The following is an 11,662-nucleotide window of genomic DNA, read 5'->3' on the forward strand; positions in this document are numbered from 1 at the left end:
TTTGAAGCGCTGCAGCGCGCCATCGACACGGGCGAGACCGGCGAGTTGCTGGGCATCGACATCGTGGTGAACTACCCCACGTGGCCCCGCGCCTGGCAAAAAGACGCCGCTTGGCTGCGAGAGCGTCAGGAAGGCGGCTACAACCGTGAGGTGATCTCGCATTTCTTGTTTTTGGCGGGACGTTTTTTGGGCCCACTGACTTTGCAGCAGGCCAGCCCACACTACCCGCAAGACCCTGCTTTGTGCGAGCTGGACATGTTGGCCCGTTTGTCTACAGCCGATGGCAAGCTTGTCACGGTGCTGGCCACCACCGGAGGCCAGCAGCCCGACCGTCAAGAAGTCACCGTGCGCGGCAGCCGCATGAGCTATCAGTTCCGCGAGTTTTTCCAACTCTGGCGGTCTGACGGCGGCCCTTGGCAGGAGGCGCTGGATTGGAGCCATGAAGACCCGCGCACCAGCGCTTTGCAGCGCCAACTGGGAGAAGTGGACCGGTGGTTGAATGGCCAGCCGCACAAGCTGGCCACCGCCGAGGAAGCGCTGGCGGTGCAGGAACTGGTGGAGGCCATGTTGGTGGGCAAGGATTGAGTCTCTTGCCCCCATGCAAAACGCCCCTTGAGAGGGGCGTTTTGCGTTGAGTCTTGGCGGAAGCGGTGAGATTCGAACTCACGGACCTTTTCAAGTCGCCGGTTTTCAAGACCGGTGCAATCGACCACTCTGCCACGCTTCCTGCGGGGTGGATTGTAACGACTTCACCCACGACTTTTGAGCTGCAAGCACTTGTTGCGTCAAAAGCAGTTCAAGCCCATCACTTCTGGGTCCACTTGGGAATGCCGAGCATGGTCTGCGCCAATTGCGGCGTGCTGACGGCATCGGCCAAGGTCATGGCGTCGAGCTCGCGCATAAAAGCTTCTAGCGCGCGCTGAAAACCCAGCTTGAGGTTGCAGGCGGGAAAGATCACGCACGAGGTTTCTTTGCCTGAGAGGTGGCATTCGACCAAGTTGAAATCGTCTTCAGACCATCGAACAACCTCGCCAATAGAGATCTCTGCGGGGGGTCTTGCCAGACGCATGCCGCCGGAGCGTCCGCGCGTGGTCTCCAGCAGGCCTTGCACACTCATTTCGTGAACGATTTTGGTCAGGTGGTTGCGCGAGATGCCGTAAGCCGAGGCAATTTGGTCGACGGTCACCAACTCCCCTGAATCGTATTTCAAGCTCAAGTACATCAAGACCCGCAGGGTGTAGTCGGTGTATGTGGTCAGGCGCATAGGGGTCTAGATCCAACGTGCAAACGCTGCTTATAACAGCAAGAGCGAGGACTTGCCAAATCCTTGTTCACGCGCAGACACGCAGTCCAAGGCGGTCAACGCCAGTGCCATAACCGGACAAATTTTAAGTTATTTATTTAATACATGTATTAATGATACATTATTTAAAAAATCTCAATCTTGCACCTCACAGGAGAACTTTCGATGCAAACGCTTGCCGCACAGATCACGGTCTTTTTTCTCATTGTTTTGGTTCTTTGTTTTGTTTGGGTCTTGCGACGCACAGGGCTTGGCAAGCCACAAGAAAGCATGCCCACATCGCCATACCGCTTGCGCAATCGGCTTTTTATGGCGGTGATGTTGGGCGGGGTCGTCATCAGCCTCACAACCCTGCTGCCCTGGCCGCACGATGCGGGTGCCGCCGCAGTGACCCGCAGCATTGACGTGAAAGCCAAGCAATGGGCTTGGGAGTTGTCCGACGACAAGGCCAGAGTGGGCGAGGTCATTGAGTTTCGGGTAACGAGTGAGGACGTGAACCACAGCTTTGCGCTGTATGACGAGCAGCGCCAGATGCTGACCCAAATTCAGGCCATGCCCGGTTTCGTCAACAAGGTTCGACACCGCTTTACAGCGCCGGGTAACTACCAAATTCTGTGCTTGGAGTACTGCGGCTTGGCCCACCACGGCATGGTGGCCGCTTTCACCGTGCATGCCGCACCCTGAGCCCGTCAATCTCATTTCTCTTGGAGATCAACATGCATGTTCCTCTTGAACCTGAAGCGAATGCCCAGCCAGTGGCTGGCGTGCGGCTGTACCTGGGCACCTCCTTGGTGGTGTTCGTGCTCATGATGCTGGCGGGCTTGCTCATGCGCGCGGCGCAAGCCGAATGGCTGAGCATGCCGCCGGATACGTTTTACCAATTGATGACGGCCCATGGCGCGGGCATGGTGGGGATTTCGGGTTTGGCGGGCGCGGCCATCATGTGGCACTACCTGAATCAGAAGGTGGCGCTGAGCCAGCAGGTCCTTTACCTCAACTACGGATTGTTCTTGCTGGGTGTGGTGTTGATTCTGGGGGGGATTTTTTGGGGCGGCTACGCTGGCGGGTGGACCTTTTTGTGGCCCTTGCCCGCCAAGTCCATGGGGGTCTGGAGTGTCCATGCCGCAGCGTCCTTTGTGCTGGGGCTGATCTTGATTGGGGTGGGGTTTCTGGCCTTTTACCTGGACGCTGGGATGGCGATCACGCGGCGTTATGGCAGCGTCTTGCGCGGCTTGGGGCTGGACCAGTTGTGGACGGGCAAGATCGATGAGAGTCACTCTCCGGCGGTGGTGGCCAGTTCCATGGTCATCATCGTCAACACGCTGGGCATTTTGACCGGGGCAGTGGTGTTGGTGGTGACCCTGGTGAACCTGTATGTTCCGGACTTTGGCATGAACCCCTTGCTGGCCAAGAACCTGATCTATTTCTTTGGCCATGTGTTCATCAACGCGACCATCTACATGGCGGTGATCGCGGTCTATGAACTGCTCCCGCTTTACACCGGTCGGCCCTGGAAGGTGTCGCGGCCCTTTTATGCCGCTTGGGCTGCGGTCACCGTGTTCGTGATGGCGGTGTACCCGCACCACTTGCTGCTCGATTCGGTGATGCCCAAATCCTTGCTGGCGCTGGGGCAGATCGTCTCTTACCTCAGCGGCATACCGGTTTTGCTGGTGACGGCCTACAGTGCCTTGCTCATGGTGTACCGCTCAGGCATGGTCTGGAAAGCACCTGCGCTGTGGTTGATGCTGGCCATATTTGGCTGGTCGGCAGGGGTGATCCCCGCCATCGTGGACGGCACGATCCACATCAACAAAGTCATGCACAACACGATGTGGGTGCCAGGCCATTTCCACTTCTACCTCTTGTTGGGCCTGCTGCCCATGGTGATCGGTTTTGGCTTGCATGTCATGGGACAACAGCGCGCGATCCATGAGGCCTGGAATCGCTTTTTCTTCAAGCTCTTTTTTGCCAGCGGCCTGGTCTTTTGTTCGGCCTTTTTGATCGCAGGTTGGGCCAGTGTGCCGCGCCGTTGGGCCCAGCATTGGCCCGAGTGGTTGCCCTATGACCGGGTGGGCACGGTGGCCGCAGGCGCGGTGGTCTTGGCCATGCTGGGTGTGGTGTTCGTGGTTTTGCAACGGCTTGTGGCCAAGTCCTATGACACCCCGCACTGAATGGGGCAGCACCCTGAGCGCAGCCAGCTTGGTGCTGGCGTTGGGCACTGCATTGTTGTGGCAGCTGACAGACGGCTTGCAGATCTTCACCAGCGAGGCATGGCGACGCGCCGAGATCCAAAAGCAACCCAGGCCCTTGCCCCAGATGAGCCTGCAAGACGAGCGTGGCCAGTTGCTGGATCTGCGCAGCTTGTGCGGGCAGGTGCTGGTGATGGATTTCATCTACACCCGCTGCCCGGGTATTTGCAAAGCCTTGGGTGCCACGTCGGCCCAACTGGCCAAGGAATTCGCCCAAGCCGGGCAGCCGGTGACGGTGCTGTCGGTGTCGTTAGATCCGGTGAACGACGGCCCAGACCAACTCGCTGCCTTCAAAAAAAGCCAGGAACCGCAACCCACAGCTTGGCGCTTGGTGCGCCCAGTGCACCAGGCCGACCGGGACCAACTGCTGGCCATTGCCGGTGTGGTGGTGATTCCGGACGGACTGGGCGGGTTCGAGCACAACGCCGCCTTGCACATCGTTGACAAGGCTTGCCGCATCAATGAGTTGGTGGACATGGAGGACATGGACCATGCCAAGCGCGCCGTTCAAGCACTGCTTTGAGGCAGCTGCCCAAGCCCTGCACACGCCAGGCCGTCGTGCCACGGCCTGGGGCATCGCGGCCTTGTTGCTGTGGTGCCCAGGTGTGGGCGGTTTGCTCAAGCAAAGCATGCTTTTGCACATGGGCGTGCAGCTGAGCCTGCTGGTGGCCGTGGGCCTGGGTCTGGGCCTGGGTCTGGGCCGTGCCCTGCTGGCACTGCAACCGGCCTTGCAGCCTTGGGCACACCGCTACCGCTGGGCCGGTTTGTGGCTCGCTGCCTGCACGGTGATGGTGTGGATGCTGCCGCGCTTGTTGGATCTGGCGGTGGAAAACCCACTGGTTGATGTGCTCAAGGCCGCCAGTCTGGTGCTGTGTGCGGGCCTGCCCCTGGCCTGGTGCTGGCCTGAGCTGCCCGCCGTGGCGCGCGGCGTTTTGCATGTGGAGGCCCTGGCGTCTGTTTGGCGGCTGGGTTGGCTGTATCTGGACAGTCCCGCACGCTTGTGTCTGCAGTATGGGCTGGACGATCAGCAGCGTCTGGGCCAGTGCCTGATGTTTGCAGGTGCGCTCTATGCCCTGTGGCTGTCGCATCTGGCATTGAGCGGTCGCCCCGCTTCAGCGCCCCAGGTGCACAGCGGTGAGCAGACGCTGCAAGCCCCACAAGGATAGGCCATGTACACCCAAACCATTGACCAGTTCGTCGCACTGGCAACCGAAAAAAACACGCTCTTGCAGCAGCGGCCCATGGCCTTCCTGGCGGGCGCGGTGGCGGGTGGCGCTTATGTGGGGCTGGGCATTGCCCTGATCTTCAGCGTTGGGGCTGGCTTGCCGGTGACGATGCAAAAGCTGGTCATGGGACTGACTTTTGCGCTGGCCTTGATTTTGGTGGTGATCGCAGGCGCAGAACTGTTCACCGGTTACACCCTGAGCATGACCTTGGGCGTGCTGGCGGGCACCACCCGCTGGTTGGATTTGGGCAAGACCTGGCTGGCCTGCTGGCTTGGCAACCTGGCTGGCGCCATGTTGGTGGCAGCGCTGTTTGCCGCTGGCGGGGCCAACGGTTTGCTCGATGACCCTGACTCCCTGTTGTACAAGGCCGCCGACTCGAAGATGTCCGCCAGTGTGAGCGCCTTGTTGGCCAAAGGTTTGCTGTGCAACTGGTTGGTGTGTCTGGCCCTGTGGATGGCCAAGCGCGTCGACAGCGACGTGGCCAAGTGCATCGTGATCTTTTGGTGTTTGCTGGCCTTCATTGCCAGTGGTTATGAACACAGCGTGGCCAACATGACGCTGCTGAGCCTGGCCGTGATCGGTCGGCACGGTGAGCTGGCCACGCTGGTGTCGGCGTTTTACAACCTGGCGGTGGTCACTGTGGGCAATGTGCTCGGTGGCGCTGCCATGGTGGCCGGGCTGTATTGGGTGAGCGATGCACGTCAGCGCAAGCCCGACCGCCCGTCTGCCTCCATCACTTCTAAGGAGCCTGCACCTTGAACCCCTCTTTTTCATGCACACACGAGGACGTGACACGTCTGGTCCACGGCTTTTATGAACGCGCGCGCAGCGATGATCTGCTGGGGCCGATTTTTGCGGCCCATGTACAGGACTGGCCACATCACCTGGACAAGATGGTGGACTTTTGGTCGTCCATCTTGCAGGGCAGCGGCCGCTACCAGGGCTCACCCATGCTGGCGCATACCCGCCTGGCGGGTGTTCAAGCCCTGCACTTCCAGCGCTGGCTGCAGCTGTTTCACCAGACCACCGAGCAGCTGGGTCAGCCCGGCTTGCGCGCCCACGCCGACGAGATCGCGCAGCGCATCGCACAAAGCCTGTGGTACGGCTACCAAATCAAAGCACAACCCGACCAGCTGCCTGCCGCATTGACTTTGACGCTTGGCGCGGCTCGGCCCGGACAGGCGCGAAGCGTCTGAGGCGGCTCGCCTTTTTTGTTCAACTTTGGAGTTATGAGATGACATCACCCACCGCTGCTTTTGATGGGATGGCGCAAGCCACCTGCGATGTTCTGCAGACCGCTTACCAGCGGCAATGGATCACCTCGCGTGACGGCAATGTGTCCTGGCGCGAGGCCTGCGATTTGCGCTGGTGGATCACGCCCAGCGGGGCGCGCAAACACGCCCTACAGCCGCAGGACATGAAACGCTGCCAGGGCCTGGGCCCAGACGCAGACCCCGCAGAGCCATTGGGCGTGTCGGGCGAATATGCATTGCACCGCGCCCTGCATGCGCAGCGCCTTCAGCGGCCTACCGCAGTGGTGCACTTGCACCCCACTTACACGGTGGCTGCCCTGTATGCGGGCTGGGATTTGAGTCGCATCTGCCTGGAGTTTCCTGAAATAGCCCGCTACACCTGCGTGGGGCCTTCGGTGCCCGCGCTGGCCGCCACCAGCGCCGAGCTGGCCACCGCTTGTGAGCAGGCCTTTCTTGCTTGCCGTTGCGGCCAGCGGCCAGACATTGTGGGCTTGGACCGACACGGCGTGGTGGCCGTGGCCAGTGACCCTTGGCGCGCTTTCGAGCACATTGAGCGGCTGGAGCACATCTGCCAGATGGTGCTGGCCTCGGGCGTGCGTCCAAGCCAAGCCCGTTTGCCTGACACACAGCCCTTGAGGCAGGAGGCCGCCTGATGGACAGCGCCGTACTCAGTTTGCTGGGCTCATTCCTGCTCTCGGTTTTGGGCTTGTTCGCCTTCATATGGTCTTTGCGAAAAGGCTTGTTGGTGGAGAACCCACGCGGAGCGTCCGTGATATTTGCCCGGGGCGAAGTGGGACGCGTCGATGAACCGGCCTTAACCGCCGATGCGCAGGCCGCCTTGCAAGGCGCTGCCCATGAGCGTGCTGCCACGCCGGAGATGGACGCCGATGAACTGCGTGACCGTGTCGCTTCTGACCAGTCCAGCGCCTTGCCTGTGTTCATGCTCATCATGTTGGCCTGTTGCTGGCTGCTGCTGGGCTCGGCGGCGGGGTTGGTCGCATCGGTCAAGCTGCATGAACCCGACTGGCTGGTCCACCAAGCCTGGTTGAGTTTTGGCCGCATCCGCAGCCTGCATCTGAATTCGGTGATTTATGGCTGGTCGTCCAACGCCAGCCTGGCCGTCATTGTCTGGTTGTTGCCGCGTCTGCTGCGCACGCGTTTGGCGGGTGTACCTTGGATCCTGCTGGGCGCTGCAGTGCTGAATGCGGGCATCGCCTCCGGTTTGGGCGCTTTGGCCACGGGCTGGAGCGACGGCATGGAGTACCTGGAGATTCCCTGGCAAATCGACTTGCTGATTTTGGCGGGCCTGGTCCTGATTGTCCTGCCCTTGCTCTGCACCTTGGCGCGGCGGCGGGTGGAGCACCTGTATGTCAGCGTCTGGTATTTCGTGGCCTCGTTGCTGTGGCTTTGCCTGTTGTTTCTGGTGGCCAATTTGCCGGGAGTGCACACCGGTGTGCAGCAAGCCACCATGAATTGGTGGTTTGGTCACAACGTCCTAGGGCTGTGGTTCACACCGGTGAGTGTGGGTGCCATCTACTATTTTCTGCCCAAGATCATTGGCCAACCCGTGCGCTCTTACAACCTGTCCTTGCTCGGATTTTGGACCCTGGCCTTTTTCTATGGTCAGGTTGGCGGACACCACCTGATTGGCGGCCCGGTGCCCGGCTGGCTGACCACCTTGTCGATTGTGCAAAGCGTGATGATGGTGATCCCGGTGGTGGCGTTCACCATCAACCAGGCCAGCACTTTGCAAGGGCGCATGCTCCTGGCGCGTTACTCCCCAACGCTGCGTTTCATGATGTTCGGCGGCCTGATGTACCTGGCTGCATCGCTGGAAGGCACGCTGCAGGCGCTGCGCAGCATCAACGCGGTGACGCACTTCACGCACTTCACGGTGGCGCATGCGCACCTGGGCATGTATGCCTTTGTGGCCATGGTGTTGTTTGGTGCGATTTACTTCATGCTGCCACGGGTATTGCAGTGGGAGTGGCCCTACCCCTGGCTGATCAGCCTGCATTTTTGGTTGGCCGCGCTGGGCATTGGTGTTTATGTGGTGGGCCTGTCCATAGGCGGCTGGTTGCAGGGTCTGGCCATGCTGGACGCGACACGGCCCTTCATGGACTCGGTCACCCTGACCCTGCCCTACTTGAAGTCGCGCAGCCTGGGGGGTGCCCTGATGACGCTGGGTCATGGGGTGTTTGTCACGCATGTGGTGCTGATGGCCTTGCGCTTTGGGCCGCGCCGCACCAGCGCGGCTTTGTTCAAAAAGCTCCCGGAGGTGCGTCATGCACAGTGAGGTCAAACTGTTCGTGGGGGCTGCGGTCGCCTTGGGCCTGGCCACAGCAGCCTTGGTGGTCCTGCCCTATGTCCAGGTGCGGGACATCGCGCCTGCGGCGCAGCTGCAGCCCTACACCGATCAGCAGCTGCGCGGGCGCGCCGTCTACATTGCCAACGGCTGTGTGTATTGCCACAGCCAGCAACCGCGCGACCGCCGCTATGGGCCCGACGCTGCGCGGGGCTGGGGGCGCTCGTCGGTGCCTGCGGACTATGTCTTCGATCAGCCCCATTTGCTGGGCACCATGCGCACCGGACCGGACCTGTTCAACATCGGTGCCCGCCAACCCAGCGCCGACTGGCACTTGGGTCATCTGTATCAGCCAAGGGCCTATGTGCCCGGCTCCAACATGCCGGCTTATCCGTTTTTGTTCCAACAAAAACCGCTGGCTCAAGAAGGTGATGTGGTGGTCAAGCTGCCCCCCAGCTTGGAAGTCCCCGGCCAAGTGCTCGTGGCCACCCAGGAAGCGCTGGACTTGGTCAAGTACCTGCAAGCCCTGGACCGCACTTACCCCGTCATCGCGTCGCCAACCTCAACCCAACCATCGCCTGACCAATGATCAGCCCACCCGACTTACCTCCATCCGAAGTGCCCCCACCCGCCCAATCGCGCGAGAACAAGGACCCGACTGAGCGCACGCAACCCATGCCGTTCGTGGCGGGTTTGGTCGTGCTCCTGATGGTCTTGATTGGCACGGCTTACCTCTTGTTCTCCGACGACTTTGGTGCGCCTCATTTGGGCGACAGGCGTACACTGGCCGACCTGTCTGCGCCCGACAAGTCGGGTGTGGCACATGGCGCAAAGCTCGATGGTGCAGTGCTCTACGCCAGCCACTGCGTGGCTTGCCACCAAGCCAATGGCCAAGGCCTGCCGGGTGTGTTTCCGCCGCTGGCTGGCACAACCTAGGTCACTGGCGATGAGCGGGTGCTCGCGCATATTTTGGTGTTCGGTGTGAATGGAGAGCTGGTCGTCAATGGCAGCACTTACATGGGCAGCATGCCGCCATTTGCCAAACTCAGTGACGCGGAGTTAGCCGCCTTGGCCAGCTTCATCCGGGGCAACTGGTCGAACCAAGCCGCCCCCGTGACGTCGCAGACCGTGGCCCAAGCCCGAGCCAGCGTTCGCAGCGGACCCTACCAAGGCGGGCAGGAGCTGCAGTCCTTGGCCCAGTCGCTGGGCCAGCCGAAGGCCAGCGCGCCATGAAGCCCTGGCTCACCCGGCGCACCGGCAGGCCCTGGGCGTGGCCAAGCGCGGCTGTGCAGCGCCGTCTGGGATGGCTGCTGTTGTTGCTGCTGGCACTGCCGTGGATGCGTCAGGCCTTGGAGTCGCGCATGGGCTTGCACATGCTGGTGCAGCTTCCGGCCTTGATGTTGTGCGGCTTTCTCATGGCGGCCAAGCCAAGTCACGGTGCGCAGACCCTGTCGCCAGCTGCTGGCGCGGGCGTCAAGGTTTTCAACGCCCATGTCATCACCGGCTTGTGCTGGGTGGCTGTGGTGCTGGGTTTGAGCATGGTGCCCCGCGTGCTGGACTTGGCCGCAGGGGTGCTGTGGGTAGATGCCTGCAAGTACCTGCTGGTTGTGCTCTGCGGCATGGCTTGGCGACGCTCTTGGCGGGCCGCGGGCCTGGTCTTGCAAGCATTTTTTTTGGGCAACGTGCTGCCCATGATGGCGGTGGTGGGCTTTCTTTACCAAGAAGCCAATTGGCGGGTCTGCAACGCCTATGGTCTGGCAGATCAGCAGCGCACCGGCGAGCTCATGGTGACCAGCGCTGCAGTGCTGGGGCTGCTGTGGTTGCTTGGAGCAGCCCGCAAGCTGGTTCAAAACGAGACAGGCGCTACCTCTGTTCGTGCGCTGCAGGGCTGGCACCAGCCCAGTGGCCGCTAGGCTGCTTCAGCCGCGCCCAACATGCCGCGTTTTTCGATGAAGGCGACCACCGTTGCCAAGCCGTCCAGGGTTTTCAGGTTGGTCATGACCCAGGGCCGGGTCTCGGGGTTGGGCCGCATGCGGTCGGTGTCGGTGCGCATGACTTGCAGGTCGGCGCCCACATGCGGGGCCAGGTCGGTTTTGTTGATGACGAACAAATCGCTTTTGGTGATGCCGGGGCCGCCTTTGCGGGGAATCTTTTCGCCAGCCGCCACGTCGATCACATAAATAGTCAGGTCAGAGAGCTCGGGGCTGAAAGTGGCGGCCAGGTTGTCGCCGCCGCTTTCGATGAAGACCACGTCGGCGTTGGGAAACTTTTCCAGCATGCGGTCAATCGCCTCGAGGTTGATCGACGCGTCTTCGCGGATGGCCGTGTGCGGGCAGCCGCCGGTTTCCACGCCCATGATGCGCTCGGCGGGCAGGGCACCGCTCACCGTCAGCAGGCGTTGGTCTTCCTTGGTGTAGATGTCGTTGGTGATGGCGATCAGGTCCCAGCGTTCGCGCATGTCTTTGCACAGCATCTCGAGCAAGGTGGTTTTGCCCGAGCCCACAGGCCCGCCTATGCCCACGCGCAGGGGCGGCAGTTTTTTCGTGCGGTTTGGAATGTGGTGCAGTGGGGGCGAGGTGTTCATGATCGGAAGATACGGGAGTATTGGGTTTCGTGGCGGGATGACAAGATGGCCAACATGGGGCTGAAGGCCTGGCGGTCTTCGTCTTGCGTTTGGATGGCCGTTTGCACAGCCAAGGGAATTTCTCGGGCCAGCCGCGCCAACATGCGCTGACCGGCGCTTTGGCCCAGGGGAACGGCCTTGAGCGCGGCCTGGGTCATGTTTTCGGCCCAACCAAAAGCGCCCGCTTGAAGGGCTTGGTCAAGGGGGGCTTGCGCCAGAGACAAAGCCAGCGCCATGGCCAGCGGGTAGGTGGGGGGCAACTGCGCGCAGCATTGCAGCTGCGCTTCGCTGGCTTGCTGCAGGTTGCGCAGCCAGTCCAGCAGCGAGCGGCCCATTTGCTCGGCTTGCAAGCGCATTTCGGCGGTTTCGCGGGTGGCCATCACCCAGTCGTTCAGGGTTTGCAGGCGCTGGCTGTCCATGGCTTGCCAAGCCGGTATGGCTTGCGCCATCACGGCCATGTCGCCACGCGACTGCGTCAGGTGCAGCTGGTCCACCACCCAGTCTCTGGCGCTGGCCTCGTGGTGCACCAGGCCTTGCTCGATGGCGGCTTCGAGGCCTTCGGAATACGAAAAACCGCCGATGGGCAGGGCAGGTGATGCCAGCCAGATCAGTTGCAGCAAGCTGGTGGTAGGAGCGGTCTCTGACCGCGATGCATGATTGAAAGGCCGATCGCGGTCGGAGACCGCTCCTACAGGTGGGTCAA

Annotated in this window: 15 protein-coding genes, 1 tRNA gene and 1 pseudogene; 13 read left to right on the forward strand and 4 right to left on the reverse strand. The window is 61.4% G+C overall.

Translation table 11 applies throughout. The annotated features are described in order from the left end of the window. Positions 1-585: pseudogene (locus tag ACIQ39_RS15550) on the forward strand (gfo/Idh/MocA family oxidoreductase); the annotation flags it as partial. Positions 586-639: 54 nt separating this feature from the next. Here ACIQ39_RS15550 and ACIQ39_RS15555 read toward each other — a convergent pair. Both ACIQ39_RS15555 and ACIQ39_RS15560 read right to left on the reverse strand, forming a co-directional pair. Beyond that, a tRNA-Ser gene (locus ACIQ39_RS15555) sits at positions 640-727 on the reverse strand. A 78-nt stretch (positions 728-805) separates the two neighbouring features. After that, positions 806-1,264 carry an RrF2 family transcriptional regulator gene (locus ACIQ39_RS15560; RefSeq protein ID WP_396435517.1) on the reverse strand — a complete coding sequence of 153 codons (459 nt, stop codon included), beginning with the start codon at positions 1,262-1,264 and terminating at the stop codon, positions 806-808. A gap of 309 nt (positions 1,265-1,573) precedes the next feature. On the opposite strand from ACIQ39_RS15560, the gene ACIQ39_RS15565 reads away from it, so the two are divergent. Genes ACIQ39_RS15565 through ACIQ39_RS15620 form a run of 12 tightly spaced genes read left to right on the forward strand, consistent with a single transcriptional unit; the run spans position 1,574 to position 10,249 of the window. Further along, a complete protein-coding gene (locus tag ACIQ39_RS15565; protein WP_396435518.1) occupies positions 1,574-1,987 on the forward strand; it encodes a hypothetical protein in 414 nt (137 codons plus the stop codon). Positions 1,988-2,019: 32 nt separating this feature from the next. Beyond that, positions 2,020-3,474: a cbb3-type cytochrome c oxidase subunit I gene (locus ACIQ39_RS15570; RefSeq protein ID WP_396435519.1), complete on the forward strand. Its 1,455-nt coding sequence runs from the start codon at positions 2,020-2,022 to the stop codon at positions 3,472-3,474. Next, positions 3,458-4,075: an SCO family protein gene (locus ACIQ39_RS15575; RefSeq protein ID WP_396435520.1), complete on the forward strand. Its 618-nt coding sequence runs from the start codon at positions 3,458-3,460 to the stop codon at positions 4,073-4,075. Before ACIQ39_RS15570 ends, ACIQ39_RS15575 begins: the two co-directional genes overlap by 17 nt. Further along, the gene (locus tag ACIQ39_RS15580) at positions 4,044-4,718 is read left to right on the forward strand and encodes a hypothetical protein (protein WP_396435521.1); all 675 of its coding nucleotides are present in this window, start codon (positions 4,044-4,046) and stop codon (positions 4,716-4,718) included. The genes ACIQ39_RS15575 and ACIQ39_RS15580 overlap by 32 nt, the downstream gene beginning before the upstream one ends. Before the next feature lie 3 nt (positions 4,719-4,721). Continuing rightward, on the forward strand, positions 4,722-5,537 hold the full coding sequence (locus ACIQ39_RS15585) for a formate/nitrite transporter family protein (protein WP_396435522.1): 816 nt from the start codon (positions 4,722-4,724) through the stop codon (positions 5,535-5,537). Continuing rightward, on the forward strand, positions 5,534-5,974 hold the full coding sequence (locus tag ACIQ39_RS15590; RefSeq protein ID WP_396435523.1) for a group III truncated hemoglobin: 441 nt from the start codon (positions 5,534-5,536) through the stop codon (positions 5,972-5,974). Before ACIQ39_RS15585 ends, ACIQ39_RS15590 begins: the two co-directional genes overlap by 4 nt. 38 nt (positions 5,975-6,012) lie before the next feature. Continuing rightward, positions 6,013-6,684 carry a class II aldolase/adducin family protein gene (locus ACIQ39_RS15595; protein WP_396435524.1) on the forward strand — a complete coding sequence of 224 codons (672 nt, stop codon included), beginning with the start codon at positions 6,013-6,015 and terminating at the stop codon, positions 6,682-6,684. Next, positions 6,684-8,327, forward strand: a complete 1,644-nt coding sequence (locus ACIQ39_RS15600; protein WP_396435525.1) for a cbb3-type cytochrome c oxidase subunit I — start codon at positions 6,684-6,686, stop codon at positions 8,325-8,327. The genes ACIQ39_RS15595 and ACIQ39_RS15600 overlap by 1 nt, the downstream gene beginning before the upstream one ends. After that, positions 8,317-8,925: a cbb3-type cytochrome c oxidase subunit II gene (locus ACIQ39_RS15605; protein ID WP_396435526.1), complete on the forward strand. Its 609-nt coding sequence runs from the start codon at positions 8,317-8,319 to the stop codon at positions 8,923-8,925. The genes ACIQ39_RS15600 and ACIQ39_RS15605 overlap by 11 nt, the downstream gene beginning before the upstream one ends. Next, positions 8,922-9,272 carry a c-type cytochrome gene (locus tag ACIQ39_RS15610; protein ID WP_396435527.1) on the forward strand — a complete coding sequence of 117 codons (351 nt, stop codon included), beginning with the start codon at positions 8,922-8,924 and terminating at the stop codon, positions 9,270-9,272. The genes ACIQ39_RS15605 and ACIQ39_RS15610 overlap by 4 nt, the downstream gene beginning before the upstream one ends. Positions 9,273-9,290: 18 nt before the next feature. Continuing rightward, entirely contained in the window at positions 9,291-9,569 is a 279-nt protein-coding gene (locus ACIQ39_RS15615) for a c-type cytochrome (protein WP_396435528.1), read from the forward strand. Then, the gene (locus ACIQ39_RS15620; protein WP_396435529.1) at positions 9,566-10,249 is read left to right on the forward strand and encodes a hypothetical protein; all 684 of its coding nucleotides are present in this window, start codon (positions 9,566-9,568) and stop codon (positions 10,247-10,249) included. Before ACIQ39_RS15615 ends, ACIQ39_RS15620 begins: the two co-directional genes overlap by 4 nt. Here the strand turns inward: ACIQ39_RS15620 and ureG are convergent. Both ureG and ACIQ39_RS15630 read right to left on the reverse strand, forming a co-directional pair. Further along, positions 10,246-10,920, reverse strand: a complete 675-nt coding sequence (ureG, locus tag ACIQ39_RS15625) for an urease accessory protein UreG (RefSeq protein WP_396435530.1) — start codon at positions 10,918-10,920, stop codon at positions 10,246-10,248. The two genes, ACIQ39_RS15620 and ureG, sit on opposite strands and share 4 nt — an antisense overlap. After that, a complete protein-coding gene (locus ACIQ39_RS15630) occupies positions 10,917-11,579 on the reverse strand; it encodes an urease accessory protein UreF (protein ID WP_396435531.1) in 663 nt (220 codons plus the stop codon). The genes ureG and ACIQ39_RS15630 overlap by 4 nt, the downstream gene beginning before the upstream one ends. Between the last annotated feature and the right edge of the window lie 83 nt (positions 11,580-11,662).

Source organism: Limnohabitans sp. (genome assembly GCF_044361645.1).
Classification (GTDB): Bacteria; Pseudomonadota; Gammaproteobacteria; order Burkholderiales; family Burkholderiaceae_C; genus Limnohabitans_A.

Coding starts and splice junctions, on each gene's coding strand:
- ACIQ39_RS15570 (WP_396435519.1), top strand. CDS start 2,020: ATGCATGTTCCTCTTGAACCTGAAGCGAATGCCCAGCCAGTGGCTGGC.
- ACIQ39_RS15575 (WP_396435520.1), top strand. CDS start 3,458: ATGACACCCCGCACTGAATGGGGCAGCACCCTGAGCGCAGCCAGCTTG.
- ACIQ39_RS15610 (WP_396435527.1), top strand. CDS start 8,922: ATGATCAGCCCACCCGACTTACCTCCATCCGAAGTGCCCCCACCCGCC.
- ACIQ39_RS15580 (WP_396435521.1), top strand. CDS start 4,044: ATGCCAAGCGCGCCGTTCAAGCACTGCTTTGAGGCAGCTGCCCAAGCC.
- ACIQ39_RS15585 (WP_396435522.1), top strand. CDS start 4,722: ATGTACACCCAAACCATTGACCAGTTCGTCGCACTGGCAACCGAAAAA.
- ACIQ39_RS15565 (WP_396435518.1), top strand. CDS start 1,574: ATGCCCACATCGCCATACCGCTTGCGCAATCGGCTTTTTATGGCGGTG.
- ureG (WP_396435530.1), bottom strand. CDS start 10,920: ATGAACACCTCGCCCCCACTGCACCACATTCCAAACCGCACGAAAAAA.
- ACIQ39_RS15605 (WP_396435526.1), top strand. CDS start 8,317: ATGCACAGTGAGGTCAAACTGTTCGTGGGGGCTGCGGTCGCCTTGGGC.
- ACIQ39_RS15595 (WP_396435524.1), top strand. CDS start 6,013: ATGACATCACCCACCGCTGCTTTTGATGGGATGGCGCAAGCCACCTGC.
- ACIQ39_RS15560 (WP_396435517.1), bottom strand. CDS start 1,264: ATGCGCCTGACCACATACACCGACTACACCCTGCGGGTCTTGATGTAC.
- ACIQ39_RS15620 (WP_396435529.1), top strand. CDS start 9,566: ATGAAGCCCTGGCTCACCCGGCGCACCGGCAGGCCCTGGGCGTGGCCA.
- ACIQ39_RS15600 (WP_396435525.1), top strand. CDS start 6,684: ATGGACAGCGCCGTACTCAGTTTGCTGGGCTCATTCCTGCTCTCGGTT.